We start from the raw sequence: 22,038 nt of genomic DNA, 5'->3' as shown, positions 1-22,038 counted from the left end.
GTGTCAGATGACTCCGGCCCCACCGGGGCCGCCCGAGCCCACCGGCAGCGGACTTGGGCGGCTCCGGCATCTGCTGTGACGCAGAGACGGGAACCGTTCGGATCTACTGGCGGGGAAGCGTCACTTCGGGAGCCAGTAGAACGGCGATTCCGTTGGTGTGCGCGACCGCGTCACTGACCCGCGGGTTGAAGAGGGCCGCGACCGCGCCACGGTGGTGGGGGCTGACGACCAGCAGGTCCGCCTTGAAGTCCTCCGCCGCAGCGGAGATGACGGAGGGCACCAGGTTCGTCAGGCTGTGGGCCAGGTGCCCTTCTGGCTCCAGACCAAGGCCCCGGAGTGTGGTCAGAGCCTCCTCCAGAATCGCCTCGCCCCGGCCTTCCTCCTCCAGCTTCACGACGGTGTCGCCGGCGACCATGGACGTCACGACGTGAAGGACGTGGACCGTGGCGTTCGCCGAGCGGGCCAACTCGCCGGCCATCAGGAGCGCCGTCTTCCGGGCGGCACTGGGATCGATGGCCACCAGGATGCGATCGAACACGGCGTTCTTCCTCTCTGCGACCGCCGCAGCCGGGGCGTGGCGGTGTGGGGACGTATGCGGGAAGGCGGTTACCCCTGCAGAACAATATGACTGGTCATCTTAGAAGTCAACGGCGGCTGTGGCCTCCCGGCGAAGCCGGGTCAGGGCAGCAGTGGCGGCCCGACGATCTGGATGCCGTGTGCGGCGGCGAGCCGGGTCAGTTCCTCCGGGTCGGGGCCCGGTCCGGCCTCCGTGGACACGGTGCCGTCGAACGGCACGCCCACGTCCGCCACGAACGCGTCGAAACCTCCGCCCGGAGAGTGCAGCGTCAGAAAGCGGGCCGTCGGGGAGGTCACGACGAAGCCGTGCGCCAGTCCGCGCGGCAGCAGCGCCAGTCCGCCCGCCCCTACGCTTCGTACCTCGTTGCCGACCTCCACCCGCAGGGTGCCGTCCAGGATGAGGAATGTTTCCTCGTCGGACTCGTGCAGGTGAAGCGGCGACATGTAGCCGCGTTCACCGGTGTGCTCCAGCAGTGCGTAGGCGCCCGCGGTATCGGCGGCCCGCGCCCGCATCCGTACGAGACCGCCGAGGAACCGTACCGCCTGCTGAGTGTCGGGGTCTGTCAGGACGGGGGATGTGATGTTGCCGGACAGGGAAGTCACTGCTCTCCTCGCTTCCGTTCGGTTCGGGTGGACATTCGGGCAGAGAGCGGAGCGAGCCGTCCAAGACGGATGCGTCATCGCTTCATGCCGAATCGGCATGCGCCGACTCACATCCGTGCGCCAAGATCACGGCGGCGGTACCGTCGGATCGGACGGAAATCTGGTGTTCATGGACTTTTGACAATCTCAAGCAGACCGGCCATATTGGCCGTATGCCTCAGGTGAGCGTCAGGGGAAAGCTGGTCGAACACGCGGAGACCGTGTTCCGTCGTCAGGGCTTCAACGGCGCCAGCGTCGCGGACATCACCAATGCGGCGAATGTGCCGAAGGGCTCCTTCTACAACCACTTCAAGAGCAAGGAAGAACTCGCCGCCGAGATAGTCCGCCGCTACAGCCGCGGGACGGATGTGAGCATGCTCGGAACCGAGGGTGTCTCGGCGATGGAGCGGTTGCGCGCGCACTTCACCGCACAGGCCTCGCGTACCAACTCCACCGGTGTCGAGTACGGATGCCTGCTGATGACCATGGCGAGCGAGGGACCTGTGGTCGGTGACGAGGTCGGGACGGTCGTTCGCCGCAGCATCGCCGCGTGGATCGGCGTACTGGCCCCGGTGATCGAGGAGGGGCAGCGGTCGGGTGAGATCACCTCAGAGGAGACCGCGAGCGACCTCGCTGCTTTCCTGATCGACGCTTTCGAGGGCGCGGGCCTGCGCGGCAAGGCGACACAGAACGAGGCCGCCGCCATGCGCTCCCTGAACCTGGCCCTCAACGCCATCAAGGCTTGACCCCGGCATTCCTTCTGCGAGTGGCGTGATCAGCCCCACGCTGTTCTCTCTCCGTGTGCGCCGTACCGTGCCCGAGGGGCGTACCGGCGCCCTCTCGACCGTCAGGGGCGCAGAGCCTCGAGGGCGATGCTCATCTCCTCGGCCAAGTGCGCGTGATCGGCCGCGGTCCTGGCCCGTAGCGTGACACCTTCGAAGAGGTCGAGCAAGAAGGCGGCCAAGGCGGCGGCGGGCCAGGCCGTGGTGATCTCGCCGGACGCCTGACCGTCCACGATGGTGGCGGTCATCGCATCGGTCCAGCTTTCCAGGGCCTCCCGAACCGCCGCACGGACTTTCTCGCCGGCATTGACGCCATCACTGGCCAAGGTGCCGAGCAGACATCCGAACTCGATCCCGGAGCTACGGATACGCTCGACCTGCGCGGTCAGGTGTCTTTGCAGGCGCTCCAGAGCAGGGCCGTGACCTTCAAGCACCGAGTAGTCGGTGGCCCGCGCGTAGCGCAGGACGATCACGACGGCGAGGTCCTGCTTGCTGCGGAAATGGTTGTAGAAGGACCCCTTCGGCACGCCTGCCGCCTCGGTGACGTCCTGGATGCTCGCACCACTGAACCCCTTGCGGCGGAAGACGTCCTCAGCCTTGTCAACCAGTCGTTCCCGAACACTGATCTGTGGCATGTTCCCCACTCCTCGGCGGTACGTGGCGGTACGGCTGGCGCGCCCGCGAAGCAGTGCCCGGCCGGCGGTCGCGGTCGGACGAGTGACGTCGGCGCCGTGAGGCTCTGTGCGGGGTACGCCCGCGACGAACCTGCTCCCATGTCACCGGTCACTGTTTCGACGACAGGCGCGGGACGGGCGTCCTCACGACAGTCGACGGGCGTCCTCACGACAGTCACGGTGTGACCGGTGTCGGTGAGCGTGGCGTCGCCGCCGTGCTCGGCCCCCGCCGACGGTGCGGTGTATGCCCTCCGCCACGAGGTTCGGCCGGCTGCGGCCGGAACGGAGGGGACCGGTGGGGCGAGACACGTCGACGTGTCCCCGGACATCTCTCATCCCCTCTTCGTCTTGGGTCGCTCACCGCTCCGGACGGCCTCGCGGTCTGGTCCTGGTCGCACACGCCATGAATGTGTCCGGTCGTCTTGGGAAAGTCAAGTCAACTCCGCACGGCGAGCTGTCCTTCGGTACGAGTGCCGACCTGCGGTCAAGAGTGGGGCCACAAAGATTCCACTACCGCTCGCGATGCTGGGACCGATGGCCGGGTGGGACACACCCGGACCATCCGTTTCCCGCACACATTTCGTCTTCCCTCACACGGAGTTGCTCATGACCACGTATCGCGCAGTCGAGGTCGCCCCGGACGGGAGCCTTCGTCTCACTGAGCGGGAGCTGGTCCCGCCGGGGCCGGGGCAGGTGCGTATCCGGGTGGAAGCGTGCGGCATCTGCCACAGTGACTCGATCGTCGTGCATCCGCATGACGATGGGGAGACCGGGCGGGTTCCCGGGCATGAAGCCGTCGGCCGCGTCGACGCTCTCGGTGAGGGCGTCACGGGGTGGAGCGTGGGCGACCGGGTGGGTGTGGGATTCCTGGGCGGCCACTGCGGGGTGTGCGCGGCATGCCGACTGGGTGACTTCGTCGGCTGCACCGACCAGCCCTACACGGGTGTGCATGTCGACGGCGGCTACGCGGAGTACATGTACGCCCGGCAGACCGGCCTGGTGGCCGTGCCGGAGGAGATGAGCGCCACCCGGGTGGCGCCGCTGCTGTGCGCCGGGTTCACCGTGTACAACGCCCTGGTCGACAACGTACGGCAGTCAGGCGGTCTGGTGGCCGGTGACCTGGTGGCCGTGCAGGGCATCGGCGGCCTTGGACACCTGGCCCTGCAGTACGCGCGTGCGCTGGCACTGCGGGTGGTCGCCATCGCGCGCGGGGCCGACAAGGAGCAACTGGCCCTCCGGCTGGGCGCGCACCACTATCTTGACAGCAAGGCGACGGACGCCGCCGAGCAGCTGACCAAGCTCGGGGGTGCCCGGATGGTGCTGGGGACGGCGGCAGGCGGGGACGTGAGCCCGCTGCTGGGTGGCCTGGCCCGCCGGGGCCGGCTGGTCCTAGTGGGGGTGTCGCCGGAGCCGGTCCGTGTCGCGCCGCGTCAACTGATCTTCGACGCGGTGCAGGTGTCCGGCTCCCTCACCGGAACCTCGGCGGAGAACGAGCAGAACCTGGCCTTCGCCCAGGCGCATGACGTGGCGCCGATGGTGGAGCAGGTGTCGCTGACCGACGTGCAGGCGGCCTACGACCGGATGCTGCTCGGCGAGGCACGGTTCCGCATGGTCATCGGCATCTGACGGCGGCGCACGTACTTCCGCCTTGCCGCAATCTCACCGGTACCCCTGGAACGGGGCACCGTCTTTCACGAACAGGAGTCGTTGTATGTCAGCTTATGTGGCCGATGCGGCCGAGACCCGTTACATCGAGGGGCCGCTGGGGGAGTGTTTCGCGTACCGCAGGTTCGGCCGGGCGGGCGGCCGTCCGCTGCTGATGCACATGCGGTTCCGTGGCACCATCGACCACTGGGACCCCGCCTTCCTCGAGCCGCTGGCTGCCGAACGCGAGATCATCGTCTTCGACAACCGGGGCGTCAGCCTGTCCACCGGCAACCCGCCCGCCTCCATCGAGGACATGGTGGAGGGCTCCCTGGCCTTCATCCACGCGCTCGGTCTGACGGACATCGACGTGCTGGGCTGGTCCATGGGCGGCATGGTTGCCCAGGGGGTGGCGCTGGCGGCTCCGGAGATCGTCCGCAACCTGGTGGTGGCGGGCAGCTCGGCCGGCGGTGTACCGGACCTGCCGCCGCCCTCGGCCCGCATCCAGCAGATCATGGCCAAGCCGGTCAACGCTGCCGAGGACTTCCTCTCCCTGTTCTTCCCCGAGACCAAGGAGGCGACCGCCGCGGGCCGGGCGTCCCTGGAGCGCCTGGAGCACCGGCTGAAGGACTCCCAGGCGGTCGTCGGCCCCGAGGCGGTGCGTGGCCAGTTGGGTGCCATCAGCTCGTTCAAGGGCTACTGGCCCCGTCAGGAGGAGCTGACCCTGCCGGTTCTGGTCGCGAACGGAGCCCACGACGTCATGATCCACGCCTACGCCACCTACATGATGTCGCAGAAGCTCCCTAACGCGAAGGTGATCCTCTACAGCGACGCCGGACACGGCTTCCTCTTCCAGCACCCCGACGACTTCGCCCACGAAGTCAACCGCTTCCTGTCCGCCTGAACCCTGGTACTGCCGGGCGGGGGACACTCCGCCCCGCCCGGCCCCCTGACGAACTCCGCTTCGGTCGTGCCGCGGCACGACTGTCCACGCGACAGCCTCACCGGTCCGGAGCGCGGTTCCTCGATCAGCAGTTCGCTGATCACGTCGGCCTGCCGGGGGTCTCCCTCCCGAGGTCAGCGCGGCGTCCACGCGGGGGCGGACAGGGGCACCCGGCTGCTCGGCACACCTGCTGAGCAACTGCGCGCGCATGCCGTTGTCGATCCTGTCGTGAGGCAAGCGGTGAGTCATGAACGCGGGCGAACCTTTTCCCGGTTACGTCCCTCGCGGAGAGGAGAGCGTGTCCGATGAGCGCGACCTCTGAAGAGCGGGTCCTGGTGGGCCGCACCGTCCTGGTCGCCGGAGCCACGGGCGGGATCGGCGAAGGTGTGACACGGGCCCTGCTCCGTCATGGTGCGAGGGTGGTGGCCGCGGGCCGCGACGAGGAGCGGCTGGCCCGCCTGTCCGCATACGTTGGGGACACCGGTCCTGGCACCTTGGTGACCGAGGTGATGGACGTCGGTGACGCCGATGGCTCGGCCGTGCGGGACCGGCTGGCGGTCTTCGGGGCCCTGGACGGCGTGGTGATCACGATCGGCGAGTGGGGGAGTCCGGAGCGCACGGGGATTCTGGACACGTCGTCGGGGGAGTGGGAGCGGATGATCGCTGCCAACCTGACGAGTCACTTCCACGCGCTGCGCACTCTTACTCCGTTGCTGAAGGAGGACGGGGCGTTGGTGCATCTCAGTGGCTTCAGCGCCGAAATCCCCTATCCGTTCTCCGCGCTCGTCGGAGCCACCAACGCGGCGAAGAAGTCCCTGGTGCGCTCCCTCAGCGCCGAGTTGGACGGCTCGGGCCCGAGGGTCCACGAACTCGTCATCGGTCCCATTCGCACGCGTCCACGGGCGGCCATCGGAGCGGACAACCCCGGATGGTTCAGTGCCGAGGACATCGGTCGGCATGCGGCCCGTCTGATCGCCGGTGACGGCCCGTACGCCGAAGCACCGCTCCAGTACCTGATCACCCGCGCGCAGGGGGTACGGACCTCCCCGCCGCAGTGACCTCCGCGACGGCCCTGGTGCATGCGCCACCGCCCGTACGCGTGGCGCACGCGTCCGTGACGCATCGGATGTGCGTCGTCAGGCCGGAGCCTCGCCTCGCGTGCCGCGCACACGAGGCGTGGCCTCCGGGTACGACCAACACGAAGTGGACGACGTTGCCGCCGTCCCGCGTGCCGTCCAGGGCTTCAGCCGGCTCGACGTGTGCGCTGAGCGAGTTGCAGATGGCAGTCATGCGGCGGTTGTCACGCGTCGTCACGACCATCGCTTGCCGGACTCCGGACAACGGCGCCTGCGACAGCGCCCAGCGCGCCAGCGCTGTGCCGAGGCCTACGTCCTGCCAGCCGTCCTCCACGAGTAAGGCGAGCTCACCGCGGCCGTCGACGCCGGTCTGCAAGAGGTGGGTGATGGCGACGACCACGTCGGGACGGTTCTCGGGGCTCGTCACCCAGCTCATACCCTGTCGGAAACGCCCGGTCTGGTAGCGGCTGAAGAGCGTCTGGGGGGAACAGCGGCCGTGCATGGCGTTCACCGCCGCGAGATCCGCCGCCTCGGCTCGCCGGGTCACGGTCACCCGTCCCGACCGGGTGCGGATCCGGTGGCCCACGGATTCGGCCGTACCGGCCAAAGGGGCTGTCAGTGCATCAGGTATCACGGCGAAGTCCTGTTTCGGGCGCAGGGGCAGAAGCGCGAGATCCGCTCTGTGGCGGATGCGGCCGGCACGTCGGTTCGGCTTGTGACAGTCGAGCGAACGGGCGGGGCGACCGGGTGAGGGTGCGACGGTCCGCGCTGTGGTCGACGGCATGTGAGGACAGTTCACCGTGGAAAAGCGCTTCCCGCTTCCGTCGAACGACTGACGATGGACGAAGAATGACTGACCTTCGGCCGGTGTTACCCCAGCGGGTGAGCCGTCGTGGGCGGTCCCCGGAGAGCACATGGCACCACACGTTGGTTCACGACACGTGTGTGAGTGAAGTGTGCCCGATCGGGCACCGTTGGTGTCCTGCACCGGCGCACGGCATGTTGGCGGCCTTAGTGTCGTGGTCAGTCGACCGGTCTTCTCAGACGGGGCCGGTGTGGCACTTCTTGCGTGCACCCTACGAACCGGGATATCCCCATGTCGAACACCACAACCGCTTCCACGCATGCCCCTGTGCGTGCCGAACAGCAGAGCCCTGGGTACTGGAAGGTCACCTTCGACAATCCGCCCCTCAACCTCTACGAGCCCGAGGTGGAGTCCGCCCTCCAGAAGATCGTCGAACAACTGGAGACGGACCCCGACGTCAAGGTGGTCGTCTTCGACAGCGCTGTTCCCGACTTCTTCATGGCACACCTGAACCTGGGCAGGGTCGCGGAGTTCGGGGAGGGGATGCCGGCCTGGTTCGACATCATCGGCCGTCTCGGCAACGCCCGCTTCATCACGGTGGGTTCTCTGCGAGGCCGTGCGCGTGGTATCGGCAACGAGTTCCTGACCACGCTCGACGTGCGGTTCGCCAGCCGGGAGAAGGCTGTGCTCGGCCAGCTGGAGATCGGTACGGGGATCATCCCCGGCTGCGGTGGCATCCAGCGCCTGGTGCAGCTCACCGGGCGGTCACGGGCCCTGGAGATCATCACCTCCGGTGAGGACTACGACGCCGACACGGCCGCACTGTACGGCTGGGTCAACCGTGCCGTCCCTGACGCCGAACTGGACGCGGTCGTCGACCGTTTCGCGCGGCGGATCGCCTCCTTCGACACCGACGCCCTGCGTGCGGTCAAGGAGATCATCAACGAAGAGGCCCCGTTGCACAGCCCCGACGATCTGGCGGCCACCCACCAGCGCTTTGCCGGTCTGCTCGCCCGGGACTTCGTCCAGCAGCGCCTGCAGCTGTCGGCGAAGGCGAGCCCGGAGGTCATCTACGACCTGGAACTGAACATGGGCGAGCGCCTCGGCCCCCGCGACTAGTCCGGGCACCTACTCCGCCACGCCGCAGGGCTGCGCGCCGTAGGGCCGCATGCCCTGGCGCGGCACGCGGAGCCTCGCCAACCAGCGGGCACGGCCGGGTCGCCCGGACGTCGGTTCCACGGCCGGCCCGCACGCTCCCGTCTGTCCTCCCTGTTTCCGCTCATCAGTACTGAAAGGCGCCTACCGTGGCCACCGAATCCACCCACAGCCAGATCACTACGCCCAACCTCCATGTCGAGGCCGCCGACGGCGTAACCTACCGCTACCGCCGCTTCGGCCGCCCCAACGCGAGCGATCTGCCGGTGGTCTGCCTGGTGCACTTCCGTGCCAACCTCGACAACTGGGATCCCGAGCTCGTCGACGCGCTCGCTGCCGAGCGGGAGGTCATCCTGGTGGATCTCGCCGGCGTCGGCGGCTCCACCGGGACCACTCCGAACACCGTCGAGGAGATGGCGCACGACGCGATCGCCTTCCTGGACGCCATCAAGCTGGGCCGCTTCGACCTGCTCGGCTTCTCCCTCGGCGGTTTCATCGCCCAGGAGATCACCCTCTTCCGCCCCTGGCAGGTACGCCGACTGGTCCTGGCCGGTACGGCACCCCGGGGCGGCCGGGACATCCATCAGTACACGGCGGGCGCCATTCGCGAGGCGGCCTTCGACGACGCCCCGTCCGCCGGGAATCTGCTCACCCTCTTCTTCGAGAAGAGCGCGTCCAGCCAGGCCAAGGGTGTGGAGTTCCTCAAGCGCCTGGGTCTGCGCACCGCAGAGCGGGACACCGCGACGGACCTGGCCGTTCGTGACGCGCAGCTGACCGCCATCTCCGCGTGGGGGGTGCGGGACGACTCGCGCCTGCAGCGTCTGGAGTCCATTCAGCAGCCGGTTCTGGTGGCCAACGGCGACAACGACGAGATGGTCCCCACCAAGAACACCTATCTGCTGGCCGAACACCTGCCCAACGCGAAGCTGAGCATCTACCCGGACGCCGGCCACGGATTCCTCTTCCAGTACCCGGCCGAGTTCGCCGAAGAGGTGAACGCCTTCCTCGGCAGCTGACGCCCCTCGCTCAGCGAGCGATCCAGGCCCGCGCTCGCCCCGCGACCCATCCGTATCGCACTGTAGTCAAGATCGGGAACACCTCCATGCGCAGCCAGCCTCACGCCCGTCTCAGCAGTGGCATCGCCACCGGCCAGGGTGAGCACACGACATCCTCCGCCGCCACCTCCATGCCGTCGGCCGTATCGAGCAGGAGGATCGGCTGACCATGGGCGCACACTACGACGTCGTCGTCCTGGGGGCCGGTCCGGGCGGATACACGGCCGCGGTCCGGTCGGCCCAGCTCGGGCTGCGTACCGCGGTCGTGGAGGAACGCTACTGGGGCGGGGTGTGCCTGAACGTGGGCTGCATCCCGGCGAAGGCGCTGCTGCGGAACGCCGAACTCGCACACATCTTCACACGGGAGGCCAAGACTTTCGGCATCGAGGTCGAAGGCCAGGTGCGGTTCGACTACGGCGAGGCGTTCCGGAGGAGCCGACGGGTCGCCGAGGGCCGGGCCAAGGGCGTCAACTTCCTCATGCGGAAGAACAAGATCACGCAGTACGACGGGCGCGGACTCTTCACCGACGCCCACACCCTGAGGGTGACGAGCGCCGACGGCAGTGCGGAGACGGTGACCTTCGAACACTGCATCATCGCCACCGGCGCTGCCGCGAAGCTGCTGCCCGGCACCCGGCTCAGTGAGCGGGTGGTGACCTTCGAGGCGCAGATCCTCGCCGAGGAACTACCGAACAGCGTCATCATCGCGGGCGCCGGCGCGATCGGCGTCGAGTTCGCGTACGTGCTGCACAACTACGGCGTCCGCGTGACCATGGTGGAGTTCGCGGACAGGCCGGCTCCGCTGGAGGACGAGGAGATCTCCGCGGAGCTGGCCCGGTGGTACCGGCGGCTCGGCATCGAGGTGCTGACCTCCACCAGAGTGGACGCCGTCTCGGAGGAGGCCGACAAGGTACGGGTCACCGTCTCCCGCGGTGGGCAGCAGCAGGTTCTGGAGGCCGACAAGGTGCTCCAGGCCCTTGGCTTCCAACCGAACGTGACCGGCTACGGTCTGGAGAACACAGGGGTACGCCTCACCGAGCGGGGCGCCATCGACGTGGACGGCCGGCTGCGTACCAATGTCCCCCACATTTTCGCCATCGGCGATGTCACGGCCAAGCTGATGCTGGCGCATGCCGCCGAGTCGATGGGCGTCGTGGCGGCGGAGACCATCGGCGGGGCGGAGACCATGGAACTCGACTACGTCATGATCCCGCGTGTCACGTTCTGCAAGCCCCAGATCGCGAGCTTCGGGTGGACGGAGGCGCAGGCGCGGGAGCGCGGCTTCGACGTGCGGGTGGCGAAGTTCCCGTTCACCGCGAACGGCAAGGCGCAGGGCCTGGGTGACCCGACGGGCTTCGTGAAGATCATCAGTGATGGACGGTACGGCGAGCTGCTGGGTGCGCATCTCATCGGCGGGGAAGTGGCCGAGCTGCTGCCGGAGCTGACGCTGGCTCAGCAGTGGGACCTGACCGTCCATGAGGTCGCTCGCAACGTACACGCGCACCCCACGCTCGGCGAGTCGGTCAAGGAGGCCATTCACGGCCTGTCCGGTCACATGATCAACATGTGACGCCGCGACCGGTTGGCCTGCTGGTCGGGGCTGGACCGTTGCCCGGGCCCCAGAGCACCTCTGAGAACCTGGCGGCCGTCGAGGGGCGCACGGTGCTCATGGCGGAGCGTTTACCCGCCTCCGGTAGGGCATCACACGTCGTCGGCCGGCGGCCGGGGATCGTCCCGGCCGCCGGTCACCGTGCCGGGGTGGTGCGTCAGTGACGGGAAGTCGGCGGCAGGGGCGGGTCGAGGGTGCGTAGCAGACTGCGAGCAGGGGGCCCCGCCGGCAGCGGTTTGTCGTCCGTCACGGCGCAGGCACGCAGGACGAAGGCGATCAGCCGGCGGGACGCCCTGTCCGCGTTGGACCCGCTGCCCATGACGACGCCGGCGTTGGCAAGCAGCAGCAGCGGAAGATCGTGCGGGGAGAAGTCGGGGCGCAGGGCCCCGGCGTCCTTGGCGCGCCGGACCAGACGGGTGAAGCCGCGCATGGCACGGCGCCGGTGGGCTTCGAGTTCGGCCGAGGTCGGGAACGTTGTGTTCAGTACGACGGCCAGCCCCTGGTCCTCGCACTGCAGAGCGGCGACGTGCTCGATGCAACCGCAGAAGCCCACCCACGGGTCGGGCTCTTCGAGGGCTCGGTCGACGGCGTCGGCGTATGCGCGGACCCGGGGCGTGAACACCGCGGCGACGAGTTCCTCGCGCCCGGCGAAGTTGCGTTGCAGTGTGGCGATGCCCACTGCGGCACGCCGCGCGATCTCGTTGAGCGAAACGTCCAGGCCGCGCGTCGTGTACAGCTCGGCTGCGGCTGTGAGGATCTTGGCACGGTTGGCCTGTGCGTCGGCGCGACGCTGCCGGAGTGGTGAGGTGCTGTCGGTGGGTGGCACGGTCCGACAGCTTACGGTTGTCCGTCCGGCGGGGAACGAGTCCGGCCCGCCGGGCTCCGTGCACGGCATCAGCCTCGGGACGCACCACGCTGGTACCGGACTGCCGCAGCAGCGAGCTGGCGCAGCGCGGGTGCGACCGCGCTGGCTAGTTGCTCGACGGACGAGGCGACCGCGTCGGTGGGCAGGCCGCCCCAGTCCACCAGGGCCTGCAGGCGGTCGAAACGCACCGCCTCGTAGAGGGCGATCGCCTTCTCGGTGATGTGTTCGGGTGTGCCGATCAGGAGATGCCCGGCCGGATCCAGGCCCGCCCGGAACTGTTCTGGTGAGACGGTGAAGCCACTTCCTCCAGGCCGCTTGGGCCGCAGGAAGTCCCGGTAGTACGGGTAGGTTTCGCGGGCGGTGGCGGCGTCGTCGGAACTGAAGAAGTGCACTCCCACACCTAGGCGGAGCCTGTCGCCGTGCCCCTCCTCTTCGCCTGCCGCACGATAAACGGCGGAGAGGTGGGCCAGGCGCTCCAGAGGGCCGCCGATGTACCCGAGCATCATGGGCAGCCCGAGGCGTCCCGCGCGTTCGGCGCTCGCCGGGGTGCCCCCGACTCCGATCCACACCGGCAGGGGATCCTGCCGTGCCCTGGGTACGACGGCGGCCTCGGTCAGCGCGGAACGGAACCGTCCGTGCCAGGTCACCCGCGGCTCACCCCGGATACGCAGCAGGAGTCCCAGTTTCTCCGCGAAGACCTGGTCGTAATGGCTCAGGGGTACGCCGAACAGGTCGAACGGCTCGGGATGCGCACTACGCCCTACGGTGATCTCCGCACGGCCCGCGCTGACGAGGTCGAGCGTGGCGAAGTCTTCGTACAGTCGCACGGGATCGAGGGCGCTGAGGGTGCTGACCGAACTGGTGAGCCGGATGCGCGAGGTCCGAGCGGCGATGGCGGCCAGCACCACGGCCGGTGAGGAGACGGCGAAGTCCACGCTGTGGTGTTCGCCGATGCCGATGTGATCCAGTCCGAGCCGATCGGCGGTCACTCCGAGGTCGATCAGATGGGTGTGCCGGTCGCCGACGGTCCGGGTACGGCCGTCGACCGTACGAGCCTGGAAGTCGGCCAGTGACGCGATGCCGACGTCCATCCCCGGGTCCTGAGCGCTCATGCTTCTCCTTCCGAAGCGGTGTCCGACCGTTCAGGAGGTGGACGAGGTGAGCCTGGTCGCCGTCTCCTCGTCCACCGGTATCCAGCCCTGGCCGAGATCGATCTCGCCGATGTGGTGATACGTGTCGGACGACAGCCGAGTGAAGGTGTCGCGCAGAGGTACGGTCGCACCGCTCATCGTGATGGTGCCCTCGAACGCCAGGGTGTCGCCCTGCCAGCCCGAGGACCGCTGCTGGGCCCGGCCGCCGTTGCTGTCGAACCAGTCCGCGACGAACTCGTTCGAAGCGGCGTCGAAGCCCCACACGTATGTGGCACGCAGCGGGTTCGGATTGTCCGCCGTGGGCTGCTCCTCGGTGCTGATCCGCAGATAGTGCGGGGCGAGTTCCCCGGAGCCGGTCACCTTCATCTCGATCGGCCTCTGCGGGCCGAAGGGGGTGGCGTGGAACTGCCCCGGCGCTTCCCAGACCCCCAGGAAGAAGGCGAGTTCGTCACTCATGGCTGTCTGCCTCTCTTGGTGACTTCCGGCCGGCCGTTCGCCGTTCCGGTGCGAGCCAGCATAGTCATAAGTGGTGTGGGTGCACCACTTAGTGGGTGTGGCACGTTTCTACCGCTGAATGGCCTGTCCGCCGTGGACGCCTGCGTCGGCGGGTGCAAACATGTGTGCATGAACGACACCACGCAGGCGCCCCTGACCATGCGCGCCTTCAGTCAGGACACGCTCGGCGGTCCCGAGGTCCTCAAGCCCGTGAACGTATCTCGTCCCACTCCGGGGCTGGGGCAGATTCTTGTGCGGGTCCACGCCACGAGTGTGAACCCTGTCGATGTCATGAACCGGGCGTCGGGTGTGTTCGTCGGCAAGCCGCCGCTCGTGCTGGGCTACGACGTCTCGGGCACGGTCGCGGCGGTCGGCCCGGGAGTGACCGTGCATGGGGTCGGTGACGAGGTGTTCGGCATGCTGCCGTTCCCGCACGGCCTGGGCTCCTATGCCGAGTACGTGGTGGCTCCCGCCCGGCCTTTCGTGCGCAAGCCGGAGAACCTGGACCACACGCAGGCCGCGGCGTTGCCCATGGCAGGCCTGACGGCCTGGCAGGCGCTCGTGGAGACCGCCGGGATCGGCGAAGGCAGCCGCGTGCTGATCAACGGCGCGGCCGGCGGGGTCGGTCACCTGGCGGTGCAGATAGCGAAGGCGCGCGGCGCGTACGTGGTGGCGGTGGCGGCCACGGCCAACGCCGACTTCGTGCGGGGACTGGGCGCCGACGAGGTGATCGACTACAAGACCACCGCCATCACCGAGGCCACCGGCGATCTGGACGTGGTCTTGGAGAGCATCGGCGGAGAGTACCCGGTCCAGGCCGTGCAGGTCCTCAGGCCTGGCGGGATCCTGGTCTCGACGCTGCCTCCGTCCCTCGCTGCGGCGGCGGGGGCTGCCGCCGAGCGCGGGGTGCGCCTGGCGGGACTGTTCGTCGAGGCCGACCGGCTCGGCATGCGGGAACTGGCCTCGCTCGCGGCCGACGGCCGTATCACCCCCCACATCGGCGCCACGTTCGCCCTGGAGGACGTGGCCAAGGCACATGCGAGCAAGCCCGGCGCGGGCAAGACCGTCCTCGCGGTGTCCTGACACCAGCGACGGTCACCCAGCCCCCGCCGGCCGAATCCGGCGGGGCTGGGCGTCGGCTCCACCGTAGGAATATCCGACCCGGTCCGCCGGACCCACGCACAGCCTGAACGAGGGAGAGCCTCTTGCCCGGATCCCGTGTCGTCGCTCTGGGGCACCACCAGCCGTCCCGGGTGCTCACCAACACCGATATGGAAGGCATCGTCGATACGAGCGATGCCTGGATACGGCAGCGCACCGGGATCGTCACCCGCAGGATCGCGGCCGAGGACGAGTCCGTCACCGACATGGCGGCAGTGGCGGCGGGCAAGGCGCTCGTCGCCTCCGGTCTCGACCCGGCCGAGATCGGCATGGTCACGGTCGCGACCTGCTCGGCCGTCGACCGCAGCCCGTCCATCGCCGCGCAGGTCGCCGCCCGCCTGGGCATCCCGGCGCCCGTCTGCTTCGACCTCAACAACGCCTGCGCGGGCTTCTGCACCGGCCTCGCCTGCGCCGACCACGCGATCCGGGCCGGCGCCGCCCGTCACGCCCTCGTCATCGGCGCCGAGAAGATGTCGGACCTCGTGGACTGGACCGACCGCAGCACCTGCATCCTGCTGGGTGACGGTGCGGGCGCCGCCGTGATCAGCCGGACGGACCAGGCCGGCGCCGGTATCGGTCCGGTCGCCTGGGGGTCCGATCCCGGGCGCGGTGACGCGGTGCGGCTGGTGGGCTCCTGGCAGCCCCGGTTCGCCCAGGAAGGCCAGACCGTCTTCCGCTGGGCCACCACCGAACTGCCCGCCCTCGCCCGGGAAGCCTGCGACCGGGCCGGGATCGCCACCAGGGACCTCGCCGGCGTGGTCACCCACCAGGCCAACCTGCGGATCATCGAGTCGCTGGCCCGGCAGCTCGGCCTGCGCGAGGACGTCGTACTCGCCCGCGACGTCGTCGACTCCGGCAACACGTCCTCCGCGTCCGTCCCCCTAGCGTTGTCGAAACTGGTCGACCGTGGCGAACTGCCTTCCGGCGCACCGGTCCTGCTCTTCGCCTTCGGGGGCGGCCTGTCCTGGGCGGGGCAGGTCGTCACCGTGCCCTGAGCGCGGGCTAGGCCCCGGACGTGAGGGCTTCGTTCCCCGCGGTGAGCTCTCCGAAGAGGCGCCTCTCCGTCGCGATCGCCTCGCCGAACGCAAGACGTGAACCGGCCACGACGGAGTGCTTCGCCGCGTGCAGCGCGGGCCCGGAGTTCCTGGCGATGGCCTCGGCCCAGCGCAACGCCTCCTGCGGGAAATCGGCCCCCGTGAGGATGGTGTTGACCCATCCGACACGCAGTGCCTCCTCGGCGAAGACGAGCCGTCCCGTGAGGATCGCCTCGGCCGCGCGGCTCGGGCCTATCAGCCGAGGCAGCCGGACACTTCCTCCGCCGCCCGGAATGATTCCGACGGCGACTTCCGGTTGCTGGAAGCGGGAGCGCGGGGAAGCGACCCGCAGGGTGCACGCCAGGGCGATCTCATTGCCTCCGCCCGAGGCGAGACCGTCGACGGCCGCGATGGTGGGCTGCGGAATCTCCTCCAGCAGGCGCAGCGCACGCGACCACGAGCCGAGTTCCTCCTCGCTCGCCCGGCCCGCACCCGCCCGGGCCAGGTCGGACAACTCGGCGTGGTCGATGAACCTGTCGTCCAGACCGCTCGCCAGCATGACGACCTTCACCTCATCGGTCTGCTGGGCCAACTCCTCCAGCAGGGATCCGAGTTGCACCATGGAGCTGAAGTCCATGAAGTTGCCTGGTTCCCTGATGAACGTCAGGACGGCCACAGGGCCGAACCGATCGGAAGTCCATGTAGACATACCCGCTCCATATACGTGTGCGGACCGGAAAGGGGGGCTGGGCACCCTGCTCGGTCCTGCCATCGGTGTCCGGACCGACCCTTTCCGATCGGACCGGCTCGGCCATCAGTCATGTGACCAGTCTTTTTCCAAGGAGCTGACATGCCCGTACTCGCTCGGCAGAAAGACGTGTTCGTCCTCGATCTCGGTGACGGCGAGAACCGCATCGACAGTGACTGGGTTGCCGCCGCGGAGACCGCCCTGAAGGAGATGGAAGAGGCTGAAGGGCCGCGGGCCCTCGTCACCACCGGCACGGGCAAGTTCTACAGCAACGGCCTGGACCTCGACTGGCTGTCCGCCCATGACGACGAACGCCACGACTTCACCGTGCGCGTCCATGAGCTCTTCGCGCGCCTGCTCTGCCTGCCGGTGATCACCGTGGCCGCCGTACAGGGCCACGCCTTCGGCGCCGGAGCGATCTTCTCCCTCGCACACGACTTCCGCGTGATGCGCGCCGACCGCGGTTACTGGTGTCTTCCCGAAGCACACATGGGCATGCCCTTCCCCCGCGGCATGGCCGCCCTGGTCCAGGCCCGTCTGACCCCGCACATCGCTCAAGAGGCCATGCTCACCAGCCGCCGGTACGGCGGCCCGGAGGCCGAGACCGCTCACATCGTCGACCGCGCGGTCCCCGAGGACGCCGTCTGCGGCACAGCGTTGGAGATCGCCGCAGCGCACGCAGCCAAGGCCGGTGACGCCCTGGGCACCACCAAGGCTCGCATGGTCACCGGGGTCCTGGCCGCGCTCCGGGACATCGACGCTCCGCCGGGTTGAGCCGTGTGTTCAAAGCCGCTTCGCTCACGTTCCCCCATATGAGCTCGAAGACGCCTGCGTCCGCCGTGGAGGAGTCACCGACGTGCAGCTCTCCTGCCCGAGCTGTCGGGACCGGGTACGCCGCGACCCGTCCGCCCGTGGTACCGGCCCGCGGCGGGAGCGCCCTCCGCTCAAGGCGCGCGCCGCCACGGGCCGGAGATTTCGTCGACGGCACAGGTCGCGGGCAGCCTCGTAAGACTTCGGGGCGTTTCAGAAGCCGGTGAGGGTGATCTTGCCGATGGCGGTGCCCGACTCCATGATGCTGTGGGCCTCCCGCAGATTCGCCGCGTTGACGGGGCCCAGATCCTTGGTCGCGGTGCTGACCATGATGCCGGCGTCCACGAGGCGGGCCACTTGGGTGAGGATCTTGCCCTGCCGGTCCATGTCCGCGGTCCGGAACAGAGAGCGGGTGAACATGAACTCCCAGTGGAAGCCGATGCTCTTCGGCTTCAGCAGGCCGATGCGCAGGGCCTCGAAGTCGTCGATCGCTACGATCTGCCCGAACGGGTTGAGGGCCTCGGCGTAGGCGGCCAGGTTACGGTCGGTCCCTGCGGTACTGAAGACATGGTCGATGCCGTTCGGGGCCACCTCCGCGAGCTGCGGCAGCAACGCCTGGTGGTGGTCCACGATGTGGTGAGCGCCCATCCGGCGGGCGAAGTCGACCGTCTCCGGGCGGGACGCCGTCCCGATCACCGTCAGGTCGGTGAGCGCGTGGGCCAGCTGGCTGACCACGGCTCCGACACCGCCGGCGGCCGCCGTCACCAGGAGCGAGCCCGTCTCGTCGATCAGATCGTGGTGCAGCCCGAGCCGCTCGAACAGGCCTTCCCACGCGGTGAGCGAGGTCAGCGGCAGCGACGCCGCCTCGGTGAACGTCAGCGTGGTCGGTTTCAGTGCGACGATGCGCTCGTCGACGGTGTGGTACTCGGAGTTGGCGCCCGGCCGGTCCAGGGCCCCGGCGTAGAACACTTCGTCGCCAGGCTTGAAGTTCTCCACTTGGGAACCGGTGGCGACGACCGTGCCGGCGGCGTCCCAGCCCAGTACCCGCTCACGGCCCTTCGGATCCTGGTTCTTCCGGATCTTGTAGTCGACCGGATTGACGGCGATGGCCTCGACCTGGACGAGAAGGTCCCGGGGGCCGGGTTCGGGCACGGGCAGTTTGACGTCGAGGAGGCACTCGTCGTCGGTCACCGGCAGGGACGCGCGGTAGGCGACGGCGCGCATGGTGGTGGTCATGTCGCAGGGTTCTCCTGGCAGGTGGGTCAGGGGTGAGAACGAGGTTTCGTTCGAGCAGTGGCAGGCGGATACGCGGACGGCCCCGGCTTCCGGCTCGATACCGGGTCGCGCCGCCGTCCACCGGGGCCGCCGCGATGGCGCCGGTCTCGACCGGGCCCACCGCGGCGCGGATACCCCGGGCGCGTCAGGAGACTGCGACGTTTTCGAGGCGGACGGAGACGACGAGCGGCTCGGGGATCTTGTGGCCGTTCTCGTCGCGGCTGTAGATCATCCGCGTGGTGGGGATGACCAGGCCGGATACTTCCTGGTGGCCGGAGATGTAGTGCGCGGCGGGAGTGTTGCCCGCGATCTCCACGCTGTAGTCGCGTCGGCGGATCAGACCCTGCGAGTCGACGTAGACAGTCTGTTCGGTGCTGAGGGTGGCGATGCTGTCGGGGAAGGTGATGTGCAGGCGCCGGAACTTCTCCCCGTCCTCGGTCCACGGATCGATCTCTTCCGTCCGCACGCCGGGATAGGTCAGCGAGAGCGGTTCGGCGAGGTACGTCCACATGGCGCTGCCGGAGAAGTAGGCGAGCTGGAGCCTGGTCCACGGCGTCATCAGGTCGTGGCCGGCGAAGGAGGCGCGCGGATCGGTCAGTTCCTCGATCACGTTGCCGTCGGAGTCCTCCACCGCCACGCGGTCGGCGGAGAACGCCGTGTGGTGGTCGGGGTGGAAGAACGGCTTCTGGGTGACGTACTCGCGGCGCAGGTCGACGGTGACGTCGACGTCGTTGAGGGCGCCGGGGTGGCCCTTCATGCCCCACAGGGCGCCGCCGAAGAACTGCCGGGCGGTGATCCGGGTGGCTTCTTCCCAGCGGGTGCGTCCGCCGTAGGCGTCGAAGATGGTGCTGAGGAGGTCGGACATGGTGTTCTCCTGATGGTGTGGCAGGGATCAGCCGAGGAAGGCGTTGACGTCCTTGGCGGCATCGGTGGGGTACTGGAACAGCGAGGCGTGGGCGGCGTCGGGGTAGATCCGGATCTGCGCGTCCGGGATCAGGCCGGCCATCAGGTAGCTGTTCTTGGTGGGGATCATCAGGTCGTCGTCGCCCTGGATGATGAGCGTGGGGCACTGGATGCCGGTGAGGCGCTGCAGTGCGGAATGGTCGGGGATGCCCCACTCCAGTACGGCGTCGTACTGGGCGTCACGTGAGGCGAGGCTGCTGGGCACGTCCCGGCCCTCGGTGCGGGCCATGAACCGGCCGAGGAATTCCACACCCTTCGCCTGGCTGGTCTCGGTGTGGGCGAAGAAGATGTACAGCAGGTCCTCGCCGGTGGGCACCTCGGCGCGGGCGTGCGTCTCGATGTCCTTGCGCCAGCCGTGCATGCCGGGGGCGCCCTTGGGGCCGGTGCCGGCGAGGACGAGGCGGCGGACCAGGCGGGGCCTGATCAGTGCGATGTCCTGGGCGGCGAAGCCGCCGATGGAGAAGCCGAGCAGGTCGATCCGGTCCAGGCCGAGGGCGGCGGTGAAGGTGATGATCTGCTGGGCCATCTGCGTGATGGTGGTGGCGAAGGCACCGGTGGAGGAGGCGACGCCCGGGTAGTCGACCAGGATGACCTCGCGTTCGGCGGCGAGAGCGTCGACGAGGGCGGGGTCCCAGTTGTCGAGGTTGCCGGTGAAGTGCTGGAGCATGACGAGGGGGACCTCGCCACCGGAGCCGAGCCGGCGATAGGCGTAGCGGACACCGTCGGCCGCTACGAATTGCGTTGGGGCGGTGTGGTGGGTGACAGCGGACATGTTTCTCCCTGCGGAACGGGATCGGAATCCTGAGAGATGTGAAGCCGAGCGGCTTTCCGTGGGCTCGCCGGCCGTTCCAGAACGGCCTGTGCCGGCGGCGGTCGGTGGTCCGGTCGTTGCGGGCCACGCGCTGCCTCCTGAACAGCATGCAGAGCGGGGAGTGGAAACTTTGTGGTGAGGGTCTTGACGGAGAGTGCGGGTCGACCCGGCCGGGCAGGGTGTGGTGCAGACGCGGGTACGGGGGCGTAGCTGGCTGCGCCGGCAGCGGCAGCCGGGGACCGGCGGTGTGCGGCGGTCCCGGGGGACAAGTCGGAGTCGGCACGCGGGCGTTCACGCTCGCCGGGGAGGACGCCCCGAGGACCGCTCACAGGGCGGACGTACCGAGGGTGGCCCTCTCCGCGGTGGGCGGTCGCTCGGTGGTCCGGGCACGCTGCGGTGAGCGTGTCACGCGACGGGGGCCGGTTCCGTGCCGTCCCGCGGGACACGGGGGCTGCTCGCTTCCGGGAGCCGCCAGATGTCTCCGTGCGCGGTGGCCAGGGACCGGGCGGCGTTGCGACAGGCTGCCACGAAGCCGGCCACGGCACGGGAGTCGTCGTCGCGCCGCCAGACCACGCTCATCGTGCCGGAGAGACTCTCGAGCGGCACGAACGTCACGCCCGGATACCCGGCGAACCGAAACGATCCTGGTACGGCGGAGACACCGAGGCCGGCCGCCACCAGGTCGGCCACCGCCGAGGGCGCCGTGGGCACCGGAGTGATGCCCACCCCCTCAGCCGCTGCCGCTGCGTCCAACTGCGCCCAGCAGTGACTGCGTTCGCGCACGGGAAAGAGAACGGGCTGCGCTCCCAGTGCTGCGAGCGACATCAACTCCGCTCCGGCACGAGGATGCCCCTGGCTCAGGAGCGCGTAGGTGCGCTCCTCTACCAGGACTTCGATGGCCAGTCCGTCCGTCACCGGAGGATCCCAGGTGAGGACGGCGTCGATGCGCCCGTCGGCGAGAGCGGCCGCCTGCTGTCCGTCCCGTAGCTCCACGACCGACACGCGCGAGCGCGCGCGGCCGGACCACAGACGGCGTACCGCTTCGGCGAGCAGTCCGCCCGGTGGGCTGGGCATCGGGGCCGAGACCGTCAGGACACCGGTTCCGGCCTCGGCCACGGACCGGGCGGCCCGTACGAGGCGCCGGTTGTGCGCCAGAGCGCGCTCCGCCTCCGGTACCACCGTCCTTCCGGCCTCGGTGAGTTCGGCACCCCGCGGTGTGCGGACGAGCAGGTCGGCTCCCAGAAGACGTTCCAGCTGGCGCACCTGCCGGCTGAGCGCGGGCTGGGCGATGCCCAGGCCGGCGGCGGCATGCCCGAAGTGCCCTTCTCGGGCCACGGCGAGAAAGGCGCGTAGCAGCCTCGGGTCGATGTCCGGCTCAGTGGAGGTCGGGAACGTGTCCGCCTCATACATGTTCACAGTGGGCTGCCCTTTCAGACGGGGGCCACGGGCTCGGCGACCGACGTGCCTGGTGTCGCCGCGGGAGGTCCGGAGTGCCGGGGAGGTATGCCGTACCGGCATCGTCCGATGACGGATCCGTCTTGGACGCGGCCGGTCAGGCTCTGATCCAATAGGTGTCGTGTCAGCCGGGAAACGACAGAGCAGTCTGCCACGGCGGGTGAGTCCGCGGTTCCTCCCCACGGCGAAGGTCGCCTGGACGGTACCAGCTTGAACGCGTGAAGGCGGCGCGGGCCGGCAGCGAGACGGCTCACGCCAGGCGCTTTCCCACGGACGCCCACGGCTCGTCGCCCGTGCTGACGAGCCGCG

22 protein-coding genes are annotated in these 22,038 nt (G+C 69.0%); 10 read left to right on the top strand and 12 right to left on the bottom strand.

The annotated features are described in order from the left end of the window. Positions 1-103: 103 nt before the first annotated feature. Positions 104-538 carry a universal stress protein gene (locus tag AB0G52_RS26230; protein WP_132892595.1) on the bottom strand — a complete coding sequence of 145 codons (435 nt, stop codon included), beginning with the start codon at positions 536-538 and terminating at the stop codon, positions 104-106. Positions 539-678: 140 nt separating this feature from the next. Continuing rightward, positions 679-1,179 (bottom strand): cupin domain-containing protein, encoded by a 501-nt coding sequence (locus AB0G52_RS26225; protein WP_361339147.1) that lies wholly within the window; start codon positions 1,177-1,179, stop codon positions 679-681. A gap of 212 nt (positions 1,180-1,391) precedes the next feature. Between AB0G52_RS26225 and AB0G52_RS26220 the strand changes: the two genes are divergently transcribed. Then, positions 1,392-1,964: a TetR/AcrR family transcriptional regulator gene (locus tag AB0G52_RS26220; RefSeq protein ID WP_361339144.1), complete on the top strand. Its 573-nt coding sequence runs from the start codon at positions 1,392-1,394 to the stop codon at positions 1,962-1,964. Between the two features lie 101 nt (positions 1,965-2,065). On the opposite strand, the gene AB0G52_RS26215 is transcribed toward AB0G52_RS26220, so the two are convergent. Next, positions 2,066-2,635 carry a TetR/AcrR family transcriptional regulator gene (locus AB0G52_RS26215; protein WP_361339141.1) on the bottom strand — a complete coding sequence of 190 codons (570 nt, stop codon included), beginning with the start codon at positions 2,633-2,635 and terminating at the stop codon, positions 2,066-2,068. A gap of 645 nt (positions 2,636-3,280) precedes the next feature. On the opposite strand from AB0G52_RS26215, the gene AB0G52_RS26210 reads away from it, so the two are divergent. The 3 genes from AB0G52_RS26210 to AB0G52_RS26200 all read left to right on the top strand — a co-directional run bounded on the left by AB0G52_RS26210 (position 3,281) and on the right by AB0G52_RS26200 (position 6,319). Beyond that, entirely contained in the window at positions 3,281-4,300 is a 1,020-nt protein-coding gene (locus AB0G52_RS26210) for an alcohol dehydrogenase catalytic domain-containing protein (RefSeq protein ID WP_361339138.1), read from the top strand. A gap of 85 nt (positions 4,301-4,385) precedes the next feature. Beyond that, the gene (locus AB0G52_RS26205) at positions 4,386-5,222 is read left to right on the top strand and encodes an alpha/beta hydrolase (protein ID WP_132892590.1); all 837 of its coding nucleotides are present in this window, start codon (positions 4,386-4,388) and stop codon (positions 5,220-5,222) included. Positions 5,223-5,566: 344 nt separating this feature from the next. Continuing rightward, positions 5,567-6,319 (top strand): SDR family oxidoreductase, encoded by a 753-nt coding sequence (locus AB0G52_RS26200; protein WP_361339133.1) that lies wholly within the window; start codon positions 5,567-5,569, stop codon positions 6,317-6,319. Here the strand turns inward: AB0G52_RS26200 and AB0G52_RS26195 are convergent. Next, entirely contained in the window at positions 6,279-7,121 is an 843-nt protein-coding gene (locus tag AB0G52_RS26195; RefSeq protein ID WP_361339130.1) for a hypothetical protein, read from the bottom strand. The two genes, AB0G52_RS26200 and AB0G52_RS26195, sit on opposite strands and share 41 nt — an antisense overlap. 312 nt (positions 7,122-7,433) lie before the next feature. Here AB0G52_RS26195 and AB0G52_RS26190 point away from each other — a divergent pair, with 312 nt between their 5' ends. The 3 genes from AB0G52_RS26190 to lpdA all read left to right on the top strand — a co-directional run bounded on the left by AB0G52_RS26190 (position 7,434) and on the right by lpdA (position 10,922). Then, a complete protein-coding gene (locus tag AB0G52_RS26190) occupies positions 7,434-8,261 on the top strand; it encodes an enoyl-CoA hydratase/isomerase family protein (protein WP_132892586.1) in 828 nt (275 codons plus the stop codon). 185 nt (positions 8,262-8,446) lie between these two features. Further along, a complete protein-coding gene (locus tag AB0G52_RS26185) occupies positions 8,447-9,313 on the top strand; it encodes an alpha/beta hydrolase (protein WP_132892585.1) in 867 nt (288 codons plus the stop codon). A gap of 208 nt (positions 9,314-9,521) precedes the next feature. Then, positions 9,522-10,922, top strand: coding sequence for a dihydrolipoyl dehydrogenase (lpdA, locus tag AB0G52_RS26180; protein WP_361339126.1), 1,401 nt, complete (start codon positions 9,522-9,524; stop codon positions 10,920-10,922). A 196-nt stretch (positions 10,923-11,118) separates the two neighbouring features. Here lpdA and AB0G52_RS26175 read toward each other — a convergent pair whose 3' ends face one another. The 3 genes from AB0G52_RS26175 to AB0G52_RS26165 form a co-directional block, all read right to left on the bottom strand. After that, the gene (locus AB0G52_RS26175; protein WP_132892581.1) at positions 11,119-11,787 is read right to left on the bottom strand and encodes a TetR/AcrR family transcriptional regulator; all 669 of its coding nucleotides are present in this window, start codon (positions 11,785-11,787) and stop codon (positions 11,119-11,121) included. A 68-nt stretch (positions 11,788-11,855) separates the two neighbouring features. Beyond that, positions 11,856-12,938 carry an LLM class flavin-dependent oxidoreductase gene (locus tag AB0G52_RS26170; protein ID WP_361339123.1) on the bottom strand — a complete coding sequence of 361 codons (1,083 nt, stop codon included), beginning with the start codon at positions 12,936-12,938 and terminating at the stop codon, positions 11,856-11,858. Positions 12,939-12,968: 30 nt separating this feature from the next. Next, positions 12,969-13,433: a hypothetical protein gene (locus AB0G52_RS26165; RefSeq protein WP_132892579.1), complete on the bottom strand. Its 465-nt coding sequence runs from the start codon at positions 13,431-13,433 to the stop codon at positions 12,969-12,971. Between the two features lie 168 nt (positions 13,434-13,601). On the opposite strand from AB0G52_RS26165, the gene AB0G52_RS26160 reads away from it, so the two are divergent. Both AB0G52_RS26160 and AB0G52_RS26155 read left to right on the top strand, forming a co-directional pair. Further along, the gene (locus AB0G52_RS26160) at positions 13,602-14,555 is read left to right on the top strand and encodes an NADP-dependent oxidoreductase (RefSeq protein ID WP_361339120.1); all 954 of its coding nucleotides are present in this window, start codon (positions 13,602-13,604) and stop codon (positions 14,553-14,555) included. Between the two features lie 122 nt (positions 14,556-14,677). Next, complete coding sequence (locus AB0G52_RS26155) at positions 14,678-15,628, top strand: beta-ketoacyl-ACP synthase III (protein ID WP_361339117.1); 951 nt, start codon at positions 14,678-14,680, stop codon at positions 15,626-15,628. Positions 15,629-15,635: 7 nt separating this feature from the next. Here AB0G52_RS26155 and AB0G52_RS26150 read toward each other — a convergent pair whose 3' ends face one another. Further along, positions 15,636-16,376, bottom strand: a complete 741-nt coding sequence (locus AB0G52_RS26150; RefSeq protein WP_361339114.1) for an enoyl-CoA hydratase/isomerase family protein — start codon at positions 16,374-16,376, stop codon at positions 15,636-15,638. A gap of 141 nt (positions 16,377-16,517) precedes the next feature. Here AB0G52_RS26150 and AB0G52_RS26145 point away from each other — a divergent pair, with 141 nt between their 5' ends. Continuing rightward, positions 16,518-17,189 (top strand): enoyl-CoA hydratase/isomerase family protein, encoded by a 672-nt coding sequence (locus AB0G52_RS26145; protein ID WP_361339111.1) that lies wholly within the window; start codon positions 16,518-16,520, stop codon positions 17,187-17,189. Between the two features lie 249 nt (positions 17,190-17,438). Here the strand turns inward: AB0G52_RS26145 and AB0G52_RS26140 are convergent, their stop codons facing one another. From AB0G52_RS26140 to AB0G52_RS26125, 4 genes are all read right to left on the bottom strand, one after another. Next, entirely contained in the window at positions 17,439-18,461 is a 1,023-nt protein-coding gene (locus AB0G52_RS26140; RefSeq protein WP_361339108.1) for a zinc-binding alcohol dehydrogenase family protein, read from the bottom strand. Positions 18,462-18,645: 184 nt separating this feature from the next. Next, positions 18,646-19,365: a hypothetical protein gene (locus AB0G52_RS26135; RefSeq protein WP_361339105.1), complete on the bottom strand. Its 720-nt coding sequence runs from the start codon at positions 19,363-19,365 to the stop codon at positions 18,646-18,648. A 27-nt stretch (positions 19,366-19,392) separates the two neighbouring features. Then, the gene (locus AB0G52_RS26130) at positions 19,393-20,235 is read right to left on the bottom strand and encodes an alpha/beta hydrolase (protein ID WP_132892568.1); all 843 of its coding nucleotides are present in this window, start codon (positions 20,233-20,235) and stop codon (positions 19,393-19,395) included. 444 nt (positions 20,236-20,679) lie between these two features. After that, positions 20,680-21,684, bottom strand: a complete 1,005-nt coding sequence (locus tag AB0G52_RS26125; RefSeq protein ID WP_361339101.1) for a LysR substrate-binding domain-containing protein — start codon at positions 21,682-21,684, stop codon at positions 20,680-20,682. Positions 21,685-22,038: the final 354 nt, after the last annotated feature.

Origin of the sequence: Streptomyces sp. NPDC021562 (assembly GCF_040640875.1) — a bacterium.
Classification (GTDB): Bacteria; Actinomycetota; Actinomycetes; order Streptomycetales; family Streptomycetaceae; genus Streptomyces.
This window is presented reverse-complemented; position numbering and strand designations above follow the sequence as displayed.